Source organism: bacterium (genome assembly GCA_040754625.1).
Classification (GTDB): domain Bacteria; phylum JACRDZ01; class JAQUKH01; order JAQUKH01; family JAQUKH01; genus JAQUKH01.
In genome coordinates, this window is sequence record JBFMCF010000114.1 from 1 (window position 1) to 19,891 (window position 19,891).

Annotated in this window: 19 protein-coding genes; 5 read left to right on the forward strand and 14 right to left on the reverse strand. The window is 39.1% G+C overall.

The window, feature by feature from the left end; all coding sequences use genetic code 11:
- Window positions 1-160: 160 nt before the first annotated feature.
- Together grpE and hrcA are read right to left on the reverse strand one after the other, a co-directional pair.
- On the reverse strand, window positions 161-760 hold the full coding sequence (gene grpE / locus AB1498_11090; protein MEW6088833.1) for a nucleotide exchange factor GrpE: 600 nt from the start codon (window positions 758-760) through the stop codon (window positions 161-163).
- On the reverse strand, window positions 757-1,791 hold the full coding sequence (gene hrcA / locus AB1498_11095) for a heat-inducible transcriptional repressor HrcA (protein ID MEW6088834.1): 1,035 nt from the start codon (window positions 1,789-1,791) through the stop codon (window positions 757-759). Before hrcA ends, grpE begins: the two co-directional genes overlap by 4 nt.
- A gap of 171 nt (window positions 1,792-1,962) precedes the next feature.
- Between hrcA and AB1498_11100 the strand changes: the two genes are divergently transcribed.
- From AB1498_11100 to AB1498_11115, 4 genes are all read left to right on the forward strand, one after another.
- Complete coding sequence (locus tag AB1498_11100) at window positions 1,963-2,883, forward strand: diacylglycerol kinase family protein (GenBank protein ID MEW6088835.1); 921 nt, start codon at window positions 1,963-1,965, stop codon at window positions 2,881-2,883.
- 57 nt (window positions 2,884-2,940) lie between these two features.
- Window positions 2,941-5,706 (forward strand): response regulator, encoded by a 2,766-nt coding sequence (locus AB1498_11105; GenBank protein ID MEW6088836.1) that lies wholly within the window; start codon window positions 2,941-2,943, stop codon window positions 5,704-5,706.
- Between the two features lies 1 nt (window position 5,707).
- Entirely contained in the window at window positions 5,708-6,646 is a 939-nt protein-coding gene (locus tag AB1498_11110) for a diguanylate cyclase (protein ID MEW6088837.1), read from the forward strand.
- 148 nt (window positions 6,647-6,794) lie between these two features.
- A complete protein-coding gene (locus AB1498_11115) occupies window positions 6,795-7,949 on the forward strand; it encodes a PQQ-binding-like beta-propeller repeat protein (GenBank protein ID MEW6088838.1) in 1,155 nt (384 codons plus the stop codon).
- A gap of 13 nt (window positions 7,950-7,962) precedes the next feature.
- Here the strand turns inward: AB1498_11115 and AB1498_11120 are convergent, their stop codons facing one another.
- From AB1498_11120 to AB1498_11145, 6 genes are all read right to left on the reverse strand, one after another.
- On the reverse strand, window positions 7,963-10,710 hold the full coding sequence (locus AB1498_11120) for a tetratricopeptide repeat protein (GenBank protein ID MEW6088839.1): 2,748 nt from the start codon (window positions 10,708-10,710) through the stop codon (window positions 7,963-7,965).
- A gap of 6 nt (window positions 10,711-10,716) precedes the next feature.
- Window positions 10,717-11,541 (reverse strand): energy transducer TonB, encoded by an 825-nt coding sequence (locus tag AB1498_11125; GenBank protein MEW6088840.1) that lies wholly within the window; start codon window positions 11,539-11,541, stop codon window positions 10,717-10,719.
- Window positions 11,542-11,544: 3 nt separating this feature from the next.
- On the reverse strand, window positions 11,545-11,940 hold the full coding sequence (locus AB1498_11130; protein ID MEW6088841.1) for a biopolymer transporter ExbD: 396 nt from the start codon (window positions 11,938-11,940) through the stop codon (window positions 11,545-11,547).
- A 2-nt stretch (window positions 11,941-11,942) separates the two neighbouring features.
- The gene (locus AB1498_11135) at window positions 11,943-12,689 is read right to left on the reverse strand and encodes a MotA/TolQ/ExbB proton channel family protein (protein MEW6088842.1); all 747 of its coding nucleotides are present in this window, start codon (window positions 12,687-12,689) and stop codon (window positions 11,943-11,945) included.
- Between the two features lie 108 nt (window positions 12,690-12,797).
- Window positions 12,798-13,544: a ComF family protein gene (locus AB1498_11140; GenBank protein ID MEW6088843.1), complete on the reverse strand. Its 747-nt coding sequence runs from the start codon at window positions 13,542-13,544 to the stop codon at window positions 12,798-12,800.
- Between the two features lie 22 nt (window positions 13,545-13,566).
- Window positions 13,567-14,751 (reverse strand): type II secretion system F family protein, encoded by a 1,185-nt coding sequence (locus tag AB1498_11145; GenBank protein ID MEW6088844.1) that lies wholly within the window; start codon window positions 14,749-14,751, stop codon window positions 13,567-13,569.
- 94 nt (window positions 14,752-14,845) lie between these two features.
- Between AB1498_11145 and efp the strand changes: the two genes are divergently transcribed.
- The gene (gene efp, locus AB1498_11150; protein MEW6088845.1) at window positions 14,846-15,406 is read left to right on the forward strand and encodes an elongation factor P; all 561 of its coding nucleotides are present in this window, start codon (window positions 14,846-14,848) and stop codon (window positions 15,404-15,406) included.
- Window positions 15,407-15,625: 219 nt separating this feature from the next.
- Here efp and queC read toward each other — a convergent pair whose 3' ends face one another.
- From queC to queD, 6 genes are all read right to left on the reverse strand, one after another.
- Complete coding sequence (queC, locus tag AB1498_11155) at window positions 15,626-16,327, reverse strand: 7-cyano-7-deazaguanine synthase QueC (GenBank protein ID MEW6088846.1); 702 nt, start codon at window positions 16,325-16,327, stop codon at window positions 15,626-15,628.
- Window positions 16,324-16,956, reverse strand: a complete 633-nt coding sequence (locus tag AB1498_11160) for a radical SAM protein (GenBank protein ID MEW6088847.1) — start codon at window positions 16,954-16,956, stop codon at window positions 16,324-16,326. Before AB1498_11160 ends, queC begins: the two co-directional genes overlap by 4 nt.
- Entirely contained in the window at window positions 16,957-17,196 is a 240-nt protein-coding gene (locus tag AB1498_11165; protein ID MEW6088848.1) for a hypothetical protein, read from the reverse strand. It abuts the gene before it with no gap.
- An 88-nt stretch (window positions 17,197-17,284) separates the two neighbouring features.
- Window positions 17,285-18,922 carry a chaperonin GroEL gene (gene groL, locus AB1498_11170; protein MEW6088849.1) on the reverse strand — a complete coding sequence of 546 codons (1,638 nt, stop codon included), beginning with the start codon at window positions 18,920-18,922 and terminating at the stop codon, window positions 17,285-17,287.
- Between the two features lie 37 nt (window positions 18,923-18,959).
- Complete coding sequence (groES, locus tag AB1498_11175) at window positions 18,960-19,247, reverse strand: co-chaperone GroES (protein ID MEW6088850.1); 288 nt, start codon at window positions 19,245-19,247, stop codon at window positions 18,960-18,962.
- Window positions 19,248-19,307: 60 nt separating this feature from the next.
- Window positions 19,308-19,676: a 6-carboxytetrahydropterin synthase QueD gene (gene queD, locus AB1498_11180; GenBank protein MEW6088851.1), complete on the reverse strand. Its 369-nt coding sequence runs from the start codon at window positions 19,674-19,676 to the stop codon at window positions 19,308-19,310.
- Window positions 19,677-19,891 lie beyond the last annotated feature (215 nt).

A 19,891-nucleotide genomic window follows, 5' to 3' on the forward strand; every position in this document is an offset into this window, starting at 1 on the left:
TCGTGTTAAATACACTTGCCAATTCTCTCAAATCCCTCTTAATCTCCCTTTTCTAAAGGGAGAAATCTAAAATTTACCCCGTTTCAAAACTTTCATTCCTTTCATACCTATTTTGACATTATCAAATTTTATATGTCTTATAAGACATATACGACTTATCTTATCTTTTCTTCCCCACTTTTACCATCGCGGGGCGTAACACCCTTTCATTCATCATATAGCCTTTTCTTATTACCTCAACAACAACCTCTTCTTCTTCCCCGTTCCCAGGTTCATGGCTGACAACTTCATGTTTATGGGGGTCAATTTTTTCACCTTCCGCTTTGATTTCCGATACTCCTTCTTTTTCCAGAATTTTCTTCAGCTCCTTGTAAATCATGTCCACACCCTTATGAAAATTATCAAAATCCTTGTTTTTTTCCGCCGCGTTTAACGCAAGTTCAAAATTATCAATCGCCGAAAAAATTTCCCGCATCAGCGCCTCTTGGGAAAACCTGAAAATATCCGCTTTTTCCCGCTCACTTCGCTTCCTGAAATTTTCAAACTCGGCCTTTAAACGCAGTAAAGAATCATAATATTCCGCGGCTAATCTGGACTTTTCTTCAAAATCTTTTCTTAACTTTTCAAGCTCACTTTCTTCTTTCCCCGAAGGTATCTCTTGTTTTTTTTCAGGCTCCTTCTTTTCCTCTTCCTGCACGTCGTTTTTATTCTTTATTTCACGTAACCCATTGCCTGCGCTGTTTTTTTTCTCTTCTTTCACTTTAACACCTCACTTTCATCTGCTTTATTTTCAAGAATCTTCGCGGTATAATCCAAAAGTGAAATGACTTTGGGATAATACATTCTTTTAGGCCCTATAACAGCCAAAAGTGCGGTCGCGTTTTCGCCCACCCTGCATGGAACAGTGACAAGGCTGAAATCCGCGAGTTCCTCAAACGTATTTTCTTTTCCAATCCTTACATGTATCCCGTTATCTTCCATATAAGGATTTAAAAGTTTAATCAGTTTCTTTTTAGATTCCAGCAGGTGAAAAAATGATTTAACCTTTTCTATCTTACCAAATTCAGGCTGGTCAAAAACATTAAGGTCACCCGAGAAATATATTGGTTCTTCATTCCTGTTCCCAAGGCTTGAAAGTAAATACGCCACCTCTTTAAATATACTCTCGGCCTCTTTTTCCAGGGGGATTTCTTTTAAAAGCTTTTCCCTTGCCTCGTCCACCGTAAGTCCTGTAAGATTTTTGTCAAACCATATGTTCCATCTTGAAATATTCCTGTTGTCAATGTTCTTGTCAGGGTGTATCGTGTCATTTTTTACCCTCGCGTTATCTATAACAAATATAACCAGGATATTCTTGCTGCTCAGCAAAATCAGCTCCAAATGCTTCAGCCGTTTTTCACCTTCCGATGAAACAAGTATCAACGTCGTGTAATGCGTAAATTGTGAAAGCAATTCCGTCGCTTTTTTAACTACAATATCATAGCTTCCCTTACTGGTTTTAAGGGTCAAGATATTTCTCATCTCATTCTTCTTGAGATGAGAAATGCCTTTTAAACCGTCAACATAAAACCTGTATCCCTTGTCCGTGGGGACCCTGCCTGCTGATGTATGAGGCTGATGGATATAATCCATCTCCTCAAGTTCAGCCATGATAATCCTTATGGACGCGGAACTCAGTCTCTTCCCGCAGCAATTAACCAGCTTTTCCGAAGCGATTGGCTTCCCATCTTCAATATAGCTCTGGATAATTGCCTTTAGAACTTTTTCATGCCTTTTACTGAAGCTTTTCATTGTAATTCTTCAAAATTTATGATATTATTTTACGGTTGACGTTTTACATATATTAGCACTCTTATTCTTCGATTGCTGATATTATCATATGTAAAATACATTGTCAAGAACTTTTTTAGCAGTCTTTCTTTTCGATTGCTAATCCAGAATAATTTAGAAAAACTTTGCCTAATGGTTATACAAAAAATCAATATCATCTTGAATCCTATCGCCGGCAAAAGCAAAGGTGTCCTTTCCAAAGTTACCGGAACATTAAAAGAGAAGAATATCGCGTTTGAGGTTCTTGCTACTAATTCCCCGGGAGAGGCAAAATTACTTGCGAAAATATCTTCTGAAAATAAATCAGTGGATTTACTCCTCGTAATCGGGGGAGACGGGACAATAAATGAAGCGGTAAACGGGATGGTAAATTCAAATCTCCCTCTGGGAATAATACCCGCGGGAAGCCTTAATTGCGCCGCAAGGGAAATCGGCCTTTCGTTTAATCCCGTAGAAGCGCTTTGTGAGCTCCTTAATGGAAAAGTAAAAACCATACCCCTGGGTAAAATATTATTTTTTGGGGAAAACACTGATTCCACATTCCAAAATAATAAAGAGCGATATTTTCTTTTAATGGCAGGCATCGGTTTAGACGCAAAAGCAGTGGTTGATTTCAATCCAAAACTCAAAAAAATTGTAGGGCCTCTGGCTTATGTATGGTCCGGTTTAAAACAAATTTTCAGCAGGAACCACCCGCTTGTCCAATTTGAAACAAACAAAAGAACAATTACCGGTTACTCCGGCATAATAAATAAATTTAAAACCTATGCATGGTTTAATTTCGCCCCGGAGGCCGGGATTGAAAAAGAATTTTTCCAGATGTTTGTGTACAAAAAAAATAATATTATGTCTCTTATCCGCTACAGCATCGGAGGAATGTTCGGGCTGCACAGAAAGTTTTCTGACGTTGAATCCGTTTTAACAAACAGCATAAAAGCAAGTTCAAACGGCATAATATTTATCCAGGCGGACGGCGAAGCCGCAGGAACACTTCCTGCAGAAATTTCAATTGTTCCCTGTTCGCTGAAAATCATTGTTCCAAAAGGCAATTAAAACAAAACTCTGGAATCCCAACTGCCGATATATAATAAGTTACCACAAGGAGACAAAATGCCGAAAGATTCTGAAAAAAAATTAATGCATTCTGCCGAATTCACAAAAAACGTTCTTGATAATATGAACGATTTACTGGCGGTAATTGACACCCGCGATTTCAGCATAATCAGCGTTAATAAGAAATTTTTAGACACTTACGGCTTTAAGGACGAATCAGAAGTTGCCGGAAAAAAATGTTACAAGATAACCCACTCCAGGGATTCTGTCTGCGAAAAACCGGACGACATCTGCCCCCTGGTTGAAACATTAAACACCGGTTTACATGCGAGGGCTGAGCATATTCACTACGATAAAAATGGCAATAAAACATATGTGGATGTTTCAACGTCGCCCATTAAAGATGAAAACGGGAAAATTAAACAGGTAATACATATTTCAAGAAATATCACACCGCTCAAGGAAAAAACCATTGAAATCGAAAAAAACAGGGAGATGGTCCAGTCAGCCCTTAATGAACTTAAGTCCTTGATCAACGAAGTCACATTTAAAAAAGATTTTACAGTCCGGTTTAACAATCCCAATTTAAAAAAATGTTATGAAATAAAAAAATGCGGCAAAACAGACTGCTCCTGTTATGGAAAAGAAGCATCAAGGTGCTGGCAGATTGTAGGCAATTACTGCGGCAGGAAAATAGAGGGTTTCTTTGCCGGGCAATATAAAACTTGTGCTGAATGCGATGTGTATCAAAATGCAGCTAACGATCCCCTTTATCAAATCGGTGAGCAGTTCAACAATATGATGCATATCCTTGAGCTTAAAAACAGGGAACTGGAAGAAGCGCGTTATGCCGCTGAAGAGGCAAACAAGTTAAAATCGGAATTTCTCGCAAACATGAGCCACGAAATAAGGACCCCCATAAACGGCATAATCGGGATGACCATGCTTGCGTTAGACACAAAACTCACCGAAGAACAGCGTGATTTTTTGCTTACGGTCAAAAACAGCACATACGCCCTTCTTGATATCGTAAATGATATCCTTGATTTTTCGAAAATAGAATCCGGCAAACTCTCGCTTGACATAATTGATTTTAACCTGCGCCTGACCGTGGAAGAAGTTGCGGATGTCCTCGCGGCGCAGGCATCTTCGAAAAACCTGGAACTTGTATGCCTTGTCAGCCACGAAGTCCCTTCTCTCTTAAACGGCGACCCGGGAAGAATACGGCAGATACTGCTTAATCTTGGCAGTAACGCTGTTAAATTCACGCAGAAAGGCGAAGTAGTGATAAGGGCGGAATTGCAGGAAGAAACGGAAGATTTTGCCGCGGTGCATTTCTCCGTAACAGACACGGGAATAGGCATAGCAAAAGAAAAAACCGGTATAATATTTGAAAAATTCATGCAGGTGGACGGGTCCACAACACGTAAATACGGCGGCACAGGTCTTGGACTCGCCATTTCAAAAAGGCTGACGGAACTCATGGGCGGTCAAATCGGATTTGAAAGCGAACCCGGCAGGGGAAGCAAATTCTGGTTTATCCTGCCCCTGAAAAAACAAAAACAAAAAGAAGAAAAAACGCTCCTCCCCCCGGACATAAAAGGCACAAGAATACTTATCGCCGATGATAATGAAGCAAACAGGATAATCCTTACAAGAATGGTTGAAGCTTTCGGTTGTTACGCGGAATCAGTATCGAGCGGGGCGGAGGCGATAAGGAAATTAAGGGATTCCGTCAAACTGCAAAAACCATTTAAAGTTTTACTGCTTGACATGCAGATGCCCGGCATGGACGGAGAACAAACAACCATCATAATAAAAAATATCCCTGAAATAAAAAACACAGCGATAGTAATCCTTTCTTCACTGGGCACCAGGGGAGACGTGCCCTCGTTACAGCGTACCGGAATCAGGAGCTACCTTATAAAACCTGTAAAACAGACGCTTCTATTTGACATATTAGCCGCAATCACAAGGTTACCTGAAATAAAAGAAGAAAAAGAAATCCATCCGGTAATCACGCGCCATACCATAAATGAAATGAAATTTCAGAACATTCGTATACTCCTGGCGGAAGACAACCCGGTCAGCCGGAAAACAGCGTTAATTATATTAAACAAAGCCGGGTTTAAAGCTGATGCCGCGGAAAACGGCCTGGAAGCCGTCAGGCTCGCGGGAAAAAACAAATATGACATCATATTGATGGACATACAGATGCCTGAGATGGACGGGTTCGAGGCCGTGAAATTAATCCGTTCACAAGAAAAAAACTCCGGCAAAAACGTTATAATAGCCATGACCGCGCACGCCCTGAAAGGCGACCGCGAACATTGCCTTGACGCGGGGATGGACGATTACATTTCAAAACCGATTGACCCGCAGGAACTGCTAAAACTCATTAAAAAATGGATTAAACCTGAAATTTTGTCCCTGTCGCCCCAACAGGAAAATAAACCTGGGGAGAAAAATACCGCGGGAGAAACAGGCCCGGCAAACTACCCTGTTGATTTAAATGACGCGATGAAAAGGTTCGGCAGCGATAAAAATTTTTTCAAAGAACTTGCCCGGGACTTCCTGTGCTATATACCCAAACAGGTTGATTTGCTTGAAGAATCCTGCAGGGCAAACAATATTGATATGTTAAAAAATTACGCGCATTCAATAAAAGGCGCCGCGGGAAACATAAGCGCAACCAGGATATTTTCCACAGCCCTTAATATAGAACAGCAGTGCAGGGAAAATAATATTTCCGGGGTTTCAACATTAATTGAAGATTTGAAAAAAGAGATTTTAAAATTAGAGGATTTTCTCAAAACATTATAATATGAAAATTTTAGTCGCGGATGACGATCTCATATCCAGAAAACTGCTGAAGAACACCCTTGAAAAATGGGGACACGAGGTTTTCCAGGCGGAAAACGGTGAAGAAGCATGGAAACTTCTTCAGACAAATGACATAAAATTTGTCATTGTTGACTGGTTAATGCCTGTAATGGACGGCCTTGCGCTTTGCCGCAAGATACGCTCTTCGGGTTCACTTGGTTATGTTTATATCATTCTCCTCACGGGCAAGGACAAAAAAGAAGACCTGATTGAAGGACTTGACGCGGGCGCCGACGATTATATAGCAAAACCTTTTGACAGGGACGAACTCAGGGTCAAATCGAGGGCAGCTGTAAGGATCCTGGCCCTTGAAAAAGAACTTATCGAAAAAAATGAAAATTTAAGCGTCCTGAACGACAAGTTGGAAAAACTGGCAAAGATGGACACTTTGATGGAAATAGGCAACCGTCGCAGTTTCTATGAAACAATTGAAAAAGTCCACTACAGGGCCTGGAAATATTCACAGGTTTACGGAATTATCATGTGCGATATAGATAATTTCAAAGCCTATAACGATATTTACGGCCACCTGGCAGGGGACAATATACTAAAAACTGTAGCGGACAATACCAAGCTGATGCTTCTAAAATCTGAGGACCTATTCAGGTATGGAGGTGAAGAAATAGTCGCGATCCTTCCTGAACAGGATTTAAACGAAACAGTATTGCTTGCTGAAAGAATCAGGAAACGCATTGAATCGCTCGCGATAGATCACAAGGGAAATAACAGTGGAATGTTAACTATAAGCTGCGGCGCAAGCGCGTATGACCCGAAAAAAACAAACCGAAAGTGGGAAATTATTCTTGATTTTGCCGATAAAGCGCTGTATTCCGCAAAAAATTCCGGCAAAAATAAAACCTGCAGATACGAAGACTCCTAAAAAAAGGAACCTTGACAAAAATATCATATCAAGTTAGAATAAATTAATGAAATTAAATTGTCCAAATCTAAAAAATTTTGTTATATTCTTTTTTATAAGTCTGATAATTAACTCTACGGGCCGGTATGCGAGTGCTGAAAATTGGCCGATGTTTAAATTTGATCCCCAGCATAAAGGAACTATAGGTACAGGCCCTACCCCTCCTCTTGAAATTAAAAAATTGTTCAAAGCAGGCTCAATTATTGATTCTTCACCGGCTATAGCAAACAAAAAAATTTATTTTGGATGTGATGATCACTTTTTATATTGTTTTGACCTGGAAAGCGGAAAACAGGTCTGGGCGTTTGAAACCGAAGAGTTTATTATTTCATCTCCCTGCGTCAACAAAAATAGTGTATTTTTTGGTTCAGGAGACGGGTTTGTATACTGCCTGGACTCTGAAACGGGTAAGTTAACATGGAAACTTAATTTAGAAGCAAGAATAGATGTCTCCCCTGCTTCTAATGATGACTCAATATTTATAGGGTCACATAACAACAATTTTTACTGCATAGACGCAAACAACGGGAGCATTAAATGGAAATACAGTGATGATTGGTTTATAACCTCTTCCCCTGTCATTTTTGAGAATATCGTTTACTTTGGCTCACATAACGGGAACATTTATGGATTGGATATTAATACAGGGGAAAAACTTATTACATTTTCGACAGAAATAAAAGATGAAAAAAAGGAAGAGGCAAAATCCGTACCGGCTCCGGTAACTGTATACGAGGGACTTTTATTAAGCAAACCGTCATCTGCTGTTAAAATTAACAAAGAAATCAAGGAAAGGCCGATTTCAAATATAAGAAAAGGTATTTACTCATCTCCCGCACTGACTGAAAACCTGTTAATTGTGTCATCCCTTGATTACTATGTCTATGCGTTTAACCGGAAGAGCGGGGCGCTGGAATGGAAATACAGGACTTATGATTGTATCCTGTCATCCCCGGTGGTTTCAGGCGATTATGTTTATATCGGTTCCCTGGATAACAATTTATATTGCATCAATATTTTTTCAGGAAAAGTTAAATGGAAATTCCAGACTAAAGGGGATATTTATTCAACACCCGCTATAGTTTCCAATTTTATTTACCTTGGGTCATGGGACGGATATTTATATATTCTTGACGAAACAACAGGCATTCTTGTATGGAAATATAATATCGGAAGCTGGATCCGGTCTTCTCCCGCCATATATGATAATATGTTATTTTTTGGCGCCCAGGACGGTAATCTTTATGCTTTTGGAAAACGATAGTGCTCTGGCAGGTTTACTTATTTCCTTCCAATAGTTTTTGCCGGATTTTATCAATCTGGTTATATGTCTCTTCCAGCAATTCGCTTTGCGGGTATTTTTCAATTAATCTTTTATAAGCACCCAATGAATCTCCCCAGCTGCCTTTTTTTTCATATGCCTGCCCGATCATAAATAAAGCGTCATCCGCGAGTTCATGTGTTTCATAGAATGTAAATAATTTATTCCAGTTATTAATGGCCCTGTCAAACAATTGAATTTTAAAAAAATATTCACCTAATGTAAACATAACCATCGGGATTCTATCGCCAGTGGGAAATTTTTCAACAATAAACTCCAGGTTACTGATATATTTATCTATATTCCCCGTCTGTTCATGCATTTTTGCCAATTCGTAAATTTTTTCAATATAAGTTTCCTGGTCCGGGTTTTGCAATTTTGTCTCAAACGCTTTTTCGGATTTTTTATACCTCGATAGAGCCTCCTCTTTATACTCGCTCTGGGAAAACTTATCGACAATCATTTTAAAAGATTCCATTGCCTCTTTAAATTTACCCTGGTTAAAATAATTGGTCCCCAGATTAAAATTGGAAGCCGCCATAAATTTACTATCAGGAAAATCACTGATAATGGCCTCATAATGTTTATTGGCTTCTTCATATTTATTAAGCTTTGAATATATCAAAGCGACCTCGTAATGCGCGTCAGCCACAAATTCGCTTTTCGGATACTGGGTAAATATTTTTTCATAAGCCTGAATTGCTTTTTCGTAATCTTTCATTTTTTCATACGACCTTGCGATGCCGAATTGTGTTTCTGCCAGATATCTGCTTTCAGGATATTTGGATATCAAACCCTGGAACCATAAGACAGCTTTTTCGTAATTTTTATTCTGGTAATACCATAAACCCAGCCAGCGCTGGGCAATATCGGCAAATTTACTCTGGGAATAATTACGTGTAATTTTTTCGAAGGCGGCGGCAGCCTTCTCCATGTCCTTCAACTCAAGATGCAGCTGGGCGATTTGATATAACGATTCGATTGCCAAATTATCTTCAGGAAATTTATCAACTACCTGTTCGAGATAATTAATGGCATTGACAGTATCTTTATTCCCGAGGTATGAATAAGCAATTTCAGAAATGGATTTTAATATAAATTTATTATCGGGATATTTTTCCAGCAGAACTTTGTATGCGTTTATCGCATCTTCATATTTTTTCTGGTCATAATATATCTTAGCAATTAAATATTGAATGCGCGGGGCTTCTTCAAAACCGGTTTTCAACTCAATCACTTTTTTAAATTCCTCTACTGCAAAATCGTATTTTTTCGCGGCTAAAAAATTTTCCCCTAATTTTATCTGGGATTCCAGCGCCTGTTCACTGTCCGGATATTCTTTTATAATCCGGCGGTATGTCTTTTCCAGTTCTTCAGTTTTCTTGTCCAATTCATAAATTTTACTCAACCCCATCAGGGCCTTTGGGACAAATTCCGTTTTTGAATACTCATTTAAAATTTTATTGTAATATATTTCCGCTTTATCATACCGCCCTATTTTAAAATTGCATTCCGCTATACTGCTTACAACCGAAGCTATAAATTCCTTATCAGGGTAGGTTTTTATTATTTCAATAAATTCTTTCACCGCGGGCTCAAACCAATCTATCCAGTAAGTTACTTCCTCCGGTTTTTCAGCCTGGGAAATTTTTTCAACAATAATAGTAAAAGCCGCCAATGCCTGGTTATTCTGGCCCAGCTTCATATAAAGCTTGCCTCCTTCATATAATGACCGGGCCACCAAATTACTTTCAGGAAAAACCTCAGTCAATCTCTGATAAGATTTTATTGCCTCCGCGTAATTGTTCTTTATCTTAAAAACTTCAGCTAAATTAAACTGGGCGATATCCAGAAATTCCCCCTTGGTATATTTACTTAATAACTCGTTATAACTTATAATCGCTTCATCAAATTGCCCTTTTTGCTGGTAACTGTTTCCAATGTAATACATCGTTTTGGATAAATACTCGCTCTCGGGATAACGTTTAATTAACTCGCTGAGAGTAGAAACCGTTTTATCATATTCTTCTTTTTTAAAATACGAAAGACCCAATCCATAATAAACATCATCCAGCAAATCTCCTTCTGAATAATCTTTTAAAATCTGGGAAAAACCATTTATTGCCTGGTCAAAATCTTTTAACTGCAAATAAGATAAAGCTATCCAATATTGAGATTGAGGGGTAAATTCACTGCTTGGATATCTCAAAACAATTTTCTGGTACTCATCAATGGCAGTTTGATATTCCCCCTTATTATAATAAGCATCGCCAATCCTGAACTGAGATTCAATACCGGTAAGAGTGCCCGGGTATTTCAGCGCCACTTTTTGAAATTCAGCGATAGCATCATCATATTGTTCTTTTTCAAAATATATCCACGCAATATTGAAAGCGGCTTTTGCCGCATTTTCATTACTTGGATATTTTTGAACAACTTTCTGGTATTGCCCGATTGCTTCTTCATATTTCCCCATTTGATAATAAGATTCACCTATGCGGTATTCCGCATCAGAAACAAGGCTGTCATTGGGGAACAGCTGGATAAATTCTGTAAATTGTTTTATGGCGTTAGGATAATCCTTATCTTTAAACAGCCTTATGCCTAATTGATAACTTTCAACCGCTTCTTCATTTGCAAAAGAAAAATTTGTAACAACATTAAATAAAAGAAAAACAATAATAATTTTTCCAGATAATTTCATCCTTGTTTACCTTATATTTGTAAAATCGATTTCTATCAGGGCAATCCGGGTCTGGTCAGCGTCACTGGCTTTAAAAGTCCTGTTTTTAATACTATCAACAGCCAGCTGGTCCAATTCCAAATACCCGCTTGATTTTGCTATCTCAGCTTTAATTACTTTTCCCTCGGCATCAATCCAAACACGCACGGTAGTAATAATAATCTTGTTTGACTTTTCAACCCAATCCGGAAGCGCAGAAATTAACGGTTTAAAAGCTATCTGCCCGTAACCAAAACGCTGAACTCCTTTTTTCTTGCCAAGCCCGCCTAATTCATCTCCTCCTCTTCCGCTGCCAATCCCCGCTCCCCAGCTCGACCCTCCGCTGCCCGCGGATATTTCTCCGTCTGAACGGTCCAGCGGCAAATCCTCCCCGCCCCCGCCCGGGGGGGCAAGATCTTCCAAGCGTTCAGATAAATTATCCGGGATAGGGCTTCCTAATCTTTCTCTCAACAAATCCCGCTCCTCAACCTGTACCGCATCCATTGGTTTTATTTCCTCCATCTCTTTAAATGCCTTGGGGACATCTGTTTCTATCGCCGCCTTTTGAGGCTCTACTTTAATTTCTGTCTTTTGAGGTGTTATTTCCTCTTTTGGCTGAGATTCCGCCTCAGGAGACGGGGGCAGTTTTATCAAAGTAAACTTTAAAAAAGCTTCTTTGCTTATATCCAGTTTTGTGACTTTATGAATATTCAGCGCGACAAAAAGCATTAAATGAAGCAAAATCGCACCCAGAAAAAAGTTGTGAAAACTTATGTCTTTTTTTATTTTTATAGTCTTAGATGAACCTTCCATAAACTATTCCTTTAATAAGGCCGCGATACCGATGTTATCAATATTCCTATATTTTAGAATACCCATTACCCTCACAACATCGCCGTGCGAAACCCGCTTGTCCGCTTTGATAACAACAATTGCCTCTTTACCTATTTCGTCAATTTTTTTTTCGAGCTCCCCGTAAGTAACCAAAACCCCGTTAAAAAACACTTGATTGTTTACGTTAATCTCAATAATGTTCGGCCTGTGAATCTGTTTTCCTGTGGCGCGTGATTCAGGCAATTTAATATCTAATTTATCGTCCAGGGGTATAAAATTTGACGAGATCATGAAAAACAACAAAAGTAAAAAAATCATATCAGTCATGGAAGTCATTTCAACTTTTTGGTCTTCGCTTCCTAATACCCTGAATTTCATATTTACCTCCCTAATTCTTCCAGAAGCCCGATACAAAGTTCTTCCAGTTCAATAATAATTGATTCCACCCTGCCCTGGAAATAAAAATATCCCATGGTCAAGGGGATACCGACGAACAACCCGGCGGCAGTGGTAATTAAAGACTCCGAAATACCACCGGCGATTAAATCCGGCCTTCCTGAACCTGTCGCCGCAATAATATTAAAAGATTTTATCATTCCCGTGACAGTTCCGAGAAACCCAAGCAGGGGAGCTAAATTAGCCAAAGCGGAGAGCATCCGCATTCTTTCCCCCAATATCGCTATTTCAAGGGACCCTGCTGATTCAATCGCGCCTTCCATCGCCTCAAGACCGTCTTTGTATTTTAAAAGCCCCATCCTGATAATACGGGCAAGCGGGATTTTCCGGCTCTCACATAAAGCTATTACCCTGGGGATGTCTTTTTTCTTCAAAAAAGTCTTTATCTGTATTATAAAATCCTGGGGGAAAATCCGTTTACTGCGCAGTTTTATCGCCCTTTCAAATATTATTGCCAAACCAAGAATTGAGCATAAGAATATAGGATACATGACAGGGCCGCCCTTATCCATTATATCTATCAGCCAGCCGGGAGCGTCTTCCTCTGCGGCAGCGGATTCCTCCGCGGAACCGGCCTTCGGTAAATCCACATTTTGGGCTATTACTGAATAATTAAATATTAAAAAAAAGAATAAAAAAAGTGAAACAGCAAATTTTTCTCTATAATTCATAAATATTTTTCTCCTTTCTACATTCTTATCCATACTATAATAAGTATATATTAACTGTCTTTAGCTGTCAATTATTTTCCCTTTTTCAGGAACGGTTTTCTATTCCGGTTAAATCTTATAATCCCGCAGCCTGCCTGCCAGTGAAAGGACTAAAACGTCTTTTGCTTTCCCGTCATTTTTTAAAATGCGGCTGCACTCATTAACCGTCGCGCCTGTTGTAACAATATCATCAACAAGAAGAATTCTTTTCCCTTTGACAGGAATTTTATTTTTAAGTTTAAACGCCCCTTTAATATTTTCTTTACGCTGGAGGTAATCTAAGTTATGCTGGGGTTCAGTATGCCTTGTTCGATAAAGATTTTTACTCAAAACAGGCAAATCCCATTTTTCACCAATCACACTTGCAAGAAGTTCTGACTGGTTAAAGCCGCGTTCTCTTTTTTTTGCCGAAAATAAAGGAACCGGGACAATAATGTCAAACTTATTCAAAACATTATTTTTTTCAATATAATCATTGATTAAAATTGAAAAATATTTACGCAACACAGCCTTTTTATCATACTTAAACCGGTGGATTGCATCTCTTAAACTTTTTTCATAACTCCCTATAATAAAGGCATGTTCAAAAAAATATTTTCCATTTTTACAGGGAGCACATAATCTTTCGGACAAATCGCCGGAATAAAAAAGAGGGTGCCCGCATTGGGCACAAAAAGGCGGAGAAAACAGAATAATGCCTTTTTCACATTCATTACAAATCATTTTTTTTCCATTTTCTAAATCAATACCGCAAATCAGGCACTTGGGCGGCCAGATAAAATCAACAAAGGCATCAAGTATGGTTTTAAATGTCATATTAAATACTGCGTTTTACGAATCAAAATCCGCTTGCCATCTGGAAAATAGGCAGGTACATTGTAATAACAATACCGCCGACCAAAAGCCCCATAAAAAGGATCATAAGAGGTTCTATTAAAGCGGTAAAAGAGGATATATACATATCAATTTCCTCGTCGTAAAAATTAGAGACATTTTCAAGCATATCTTCAAGCGAGCCTGTGGCCTCACCCACGGCAATCATCTCGACAGTCATGTTTGGTACGATAGTTATTCCCTTCATTGACTCGGCAAGGCTCATCCCGCCTTCCACTTTAGGAATAATTTCTTTTATGCATTGACTTAGATATTTATTTTCCAGGGTGTCACCGGCGACTTTTAATGAAGTTATTAAAGGGATACCCCCTCTCAAAATCGTGGAAAGCATTTTTGTTAATTGTGAAAGAGAATATTTAGCAAGAATATTGCCTGCAAGCGGTATTTTTAATTTAACCCTGTCGGCGGCCAGCCGTCCATTCTCAGTACGATACCAAAGTATAAAAACATAGCACAGGGAGAAAAAAACAACAGACAAAAATATAAAATAATCTTTGAGAAAATTGCTGATTGATATCAAAATAACCGTGGCCGCCGGCAGAGCCTTCTGCATGTCTTCATATAACCTGGAAAATGTCGGGACCACAAATGCCAGTAATATAACCACAACTGACACGGAAATAACCAGGAGTATCAGGGGATAAATCAAGGCTGAAACCACGGTTCTCTTCAATGATATTAACTTCTTCAAATAAGATGACTGCCTTTCCAGTATACTAACCAGATTTCCGCTTGTCTCCCCGACTTTTATTGATGAAATAAACATGCTTGAAAATATATCTGGATACGCGCTCAGAGCGTCTGAAAGCGCCATTCCGCCTTCCACCTCTTTTTTAATGTCAGAAATAATATTTTTAAAAGACACATTCTCGGCCCTGTTTTTTAAAATATCCAGGCTGTGCACCATAGTTAATCCCGCCTTTAAAAGGACCGACAATTCCTGGATAAAAAGCAAAACTTCATACAATTTTGGCCTTTTACTCCACCCGCTCTTTTTTTTTGTTATTGCAAAAACATAAAGGCCCTTGTTCTCTATTTCCTGCCGGAGTTTGAGTTCGCTTTCGGAATCTTTGACACCCGTGATGACCTTTCCTTCTTTTGTCCCTGCTTTATAACGGAAAATCGGCATAAATTCCTCTTTTTTTGCAATATTATAACAAATTATTGACATTTTGAGAAAAAGATTTATAATATATGCTTCATTACAATTCAAGGAGAATATCATGATTGATACCGCTGATTTTTTTAAGGGACTAAAACTAAGCATTGAAAATAAACTTTTTGAAATTGTTGATTTCCAGCACAACAAGACGGCTATGAGGAAAGCGGTTGTATGGACAAAATTAAGGAACCTGATGGACGGGAGCGTGATTGAAAGGACTTTCCAGGCCGGCGAGAAATTCAAAGAACCTGATTATGAAGAAAAAGAAGTTCAATTTTTATACAAATCAGGCGACACTTACAGTTTCATGTGCAACAAAACCTATGAACAAATTGAACTAAGGAAAGAACAGACCGGCGACGCGTGGAAATTTCTGACAGAAAATATTACGGTAAAAATCCTTTTTTTTGCTGGAAATCCCATAGGGATAAACCTGCCGGCTTCTGTCACTTTAAAAATAATCGAAACCGACCCGACATTTAAAGGCGATACGGTTTCAGGAAGCGGAAAACCCGCGAAACTGGAAACCGGCATAACCGTGAGTGTCCCTTTCTTCGTGGAAGTCGGTGAGATCATAAAAATCGATACGAGGACGGAAAAATATATTGAACGGGCGAAATAAGATTTTTTAACTATTTTACCACCGGAAGATTTGTAAACAGCCCCTGCACCTAATATTCTGCCCCTATTGCCCCTAAATCCCCTAAAGGGGACTTTAAGAACTTACCGACTCCCCCTTTAGGGGGCCGGGGGGTATGGGCATGGGAAACAGGAAATTCAAATTCCACAAACCACTTCTCGCCTAAAAAATATATTTGTTTGTTAATGAAATATTTTATATTTATTCGTATTTGACGGGATCTGGAATGCCGGCGGATTCAAAACCTTTTAATCTTAATCTGCAGCTGTCACACCGGCCGCAGGCGATTTCGGTGTTTTTGTAGCAGGACCATGTATACTGGAAAGGGACTTTTAATTTTAATCCAAGTTTTACAATCTCATCTTTTTTCATTTTTATAAGAGGCGCGGTTATCTCTATATAACTTTCCAGTTTTGTGCCGAGTTTTATCAATTTATTAAACGCCTTTAGATAATCTTCCCTGCAGTCCGGGTATCCCGAAGAATCAACCTGGTTCGCGCCGTAATAAATCCGGGATATCCCAAGGCTCTCCGCCCATGACACTGCGATTGACAGCAATTGGGTATTCCTGAAAGGAACATAGGTGGAAGGAATCCGCGAAGTCTTTACACTGTCCAATGGTATATCAATTTTTTCATCTAGAAGGCTTGACGCCCCGAATTCTTTTAAATACGGGATATCTATTACTTTACTTTTTTGGACCTTAAAGAATTCTTTTAATTTATTAAACGCCCATAATTCTTTTTTAAAAGTCCTTTGCCCGTAATTAAAATGCAGAAAAACTGGTGTAAACTTTTTAATGGCTACCGCTGCCGTGACCGCGCTGTCCATCCCGCCGCTTACAAGAACTATAACAGACTCTTGAGTTTTGAATTTTAAATTTTGAATTTTAAATTTTTTCACGTTCTTCTCTTCCCCGGCCACAAGATTTTATGAAGCTGAATTTGAAACCTTACATCTAATTCATCTTTTAAAATCCAACCGGCCAGTATTCCGGGTGAAAGCAATTTCCAGGCAGGAGAAAAACTAATTTTTGTTATTTTATCCAATGAAAAATCTTTTATCTTTTGTTTTGCCCAATTATAATCAAATCTGCCGCTTATAACAAATTTAATTTCATCATTTTTGGTCAAGAATTTGATATTTTTCCAGCGGTTTTTTATTTCCATTCCACTGCCCGGGCATTTAATATCCATTATTTTTACGGCTTTGGGACTCAATTTACTTATATCCAAACTGCCGTTTGTTTCAACAAGGACGGAATATCCGGCCTTAAGCAATTTATCCGCCAGTTGATTAATATCATCCTGCAGTAAAGGTTCGCCGCCTGTTATTTCCACTAATTTTATTTTGTATTTTTTTATTTCAGACAGGATTCCCGGGACGGAAAAGACTCTCCCGGACTTGTAAGCATATTTTGTGTCGCAGTAAGAACACCTGAGGTTACAGCCTGCGGTCCTTACAAAAACGCAGGGCAAACCGCTGTGATATGATTCACCCTGCAGGCTTTTATATATTTCAGTAATTTCCATTTAATTCGGTTTTGTATCCGCCTGTTCAATTTTCCCATCCAGATAATCTTCAATAGCTAATTTAACAGGATCTTCAGATACATGATGGTCCGGACTTATCTGTTTATTATCCAAAAGGTCAACTTTATCAGATGAGTGCATAATTTTTCTTGTATGTCTAATCAATGCGGTCACTAAGTTATATCTATTCTCCTTTAAAGGATACAGCCTTCTCCCATTGCTATAATTAACAGTTTTCAAAATATACCCCTTTCACAAAATTATCACCTGATGAAGAAAACAATATAGGGATGGAATTATATTCCATCCCCATATTTTGATTCTTGTTTTAATACATATCGCCATAACCGCCGGGAGGCATTCCCGCGCCCGGCATAGGAGCCGGTTTTTCTTTTTCAGGCATATCAGTTATCAATGCCTCAGTTGTCAAAAGCAAGGCCGCGATACTTGCCGCGTTCTGAATCGCTACCCGCGTAACTTTTGTGGGATCGATTATTCCTGCTTCCAGCATATCAGTATATTTCGCATTTTCCACATCAAAACCTACCGTTTTCTTTTCATCCTTGATTTTCTGGACAATAACAGAACCTTCTAATCCTGCATTCTGAACCAATTGCCGTAACGGTTCTTCCAGGGTTCTTTTTATTATCTGGTTTCCTATATTTTCATCACCCTGCAGTTTTGATTTTTCTAATACAGGAATACAGCGGATTAATGCTACACCGCCGCCGGGGACTATACCTTCCTCAACAGCCGCGCGCGTGGCATGAAGGGCATCTTCAACCCTTGCTTTCTTTTCTTTCATCTCGGTTTCTGTGGCCGCACCGACATGTATAACCGCGACGCCGCCGGCTAATTTGGCAAGCCTTTCCTGTAACTTCTCACGGTCATAGTCGGAAGTTGTTTCTTCTATCTGCCTTTTTATCTGGTGGACCCTGCCCTGGATAGCTGAAGTAGTACCTTCACCTTCAATGAGAGTAGTATTTTCTTTCTCTACTACAATCCTTTTTGCTTTCCCGAGATCTTCAAGTTTAATATTTTCTAATTTTACTCCCATCTCTTCAGAAATACACTTCCCGCCTGTAAGAATAGCAATGTCTTCAAGCATGGCTTTACGCCTGTCGCCATAACCGGGGGCCTTCACCGCACAGCATTTTAAAACTCCGCGCAAATGGTTCACAACCAAAGTAGCCAATGCCTCACCCTCAACCTCTTCCGCAATAATCATTAAAGGCCTTCCGGCGCGGGCAACAGCTTCTAATAAAGGAACCATGTCTTTCATCACGGATATCTTTTTCTCGTATATAAGAATAAAGGCATTTTCAAGGACAGCTTCCATTCTTTCGGCGTCTGTAACAAAATAAGGAGATAAATACCCGCGGTCAAACTGCATTCCCTCTACAACATCAAGGGTGGTCTCAATCCCTTTTGCTTCTTCAACGGTAATTGTCCCGTCCTTGCCCACCTTTTCCATGGCATCGGCAATTGTTCCCCCGATAGTCTTGTCGCCATTGGCGGATATAGTGGCGACCTGGGCTATTTCTTTATTTTCCTTGACCGGTTTACTTAAATTTTTCAGTTCTTTCACCACTTCTTCAACTGCCTTCTCAATTCCGCGTTTTAAAGCCATTGGATTTACGCCGGCAGTAACATTTTTTAATCCTTCTCTATAAATGGACTCAGCTAAAACTGTAGCTGTCGTAGTTCCATCGCCTGCGATATCACTGGTTTTTGAGGCTACCTCGCGGACCATCCGCGCACCCATATTCTCGTATGGATCGCTTAAATCAACTTCTTTTGCAACTGTCACGCCGTCTTTTGTAATAGTCGGAGCGCCAAATTTCTTGTCAATGGCTACATTCCTGCCTTTTGGGCCAAGGGTAACCTTAACTGCTCTGGATAATTTAGCCACTCCATTTAAAATATTGCGGCGCGCTTCTTCTTCATATGATATTTGCTTTGCCATTTATTTCATCTCCTTTCAATATAATCCACAAAAAAATCTATTCAACTTTTGCAAGAACATCATCTTCTCTCATGAGAAGGTATTCTTCACCCGCACTTTTTACTTCTGTTCCGGCATAAGAAGTGAAGATAATACGGTCACCTTTCTTTAAAGACAAAGGTATAACCTTACCATCCTCATTAATTTTACCTGTTCCAACAGCTTCGACTTTACCTTCCTGTGGTTTTTCCTTAGCTGTCTCAGGTAATATAATTCCCCCTTTGGTTTTCTCTTCAGCTTCAAGACGCTTGACTAAAATCCTATCCCCTAACGGCGTAATTTTCATTATTATTGCACCTCCTTCCGATAAAAAATATAATGTTAACAAGGGGGCATGACCCCTTGTTTATTCCCAATATGTTACTGAATTGTTTAATGTTTCAGAAACCTTAACCCAATTCATTCTTACTTTCTCTTTTTCAATTTTAGATTTGAGATTTTGGTAGATAAAACGGGAAATATTTTCTGAACTGGGATTATCTTCTTTAAAGTATGGAATCTCATTCAGATTTTTATGGTCCAGCTCTTTTAATATTTCCTCAGATTCTTTTTTTAAAATAAAAAAATCGATACCTATTCCCAAATTATCTACATTCTCCGCAAGCACTGAAATTTCTACTAGCCAATTATGGCCGTGCAGGCTGCTGCATTTGCCCTCGTAACCCATAAGGCAATGGGCCGCGGAAAAATTTGTTTTTATTGTAATTTCAAACATAAATAATTTAAACCCATTACAAGACGAGACGTGTATGTGATATATATCACATTTTTTAATTTATGTCAAGTGTTTTTTAACTTTCCAGGTAACCGGTCAGTTACCGGTGGAAATCAGGTAGGCGCAGGCTTTAGCCTGCGAGGAATCAAGTGAATAATAAATCTTAAAGACAACAGCAAAAAAAACCGAAGCAAAAGCCATAAAAAAAGGGAATA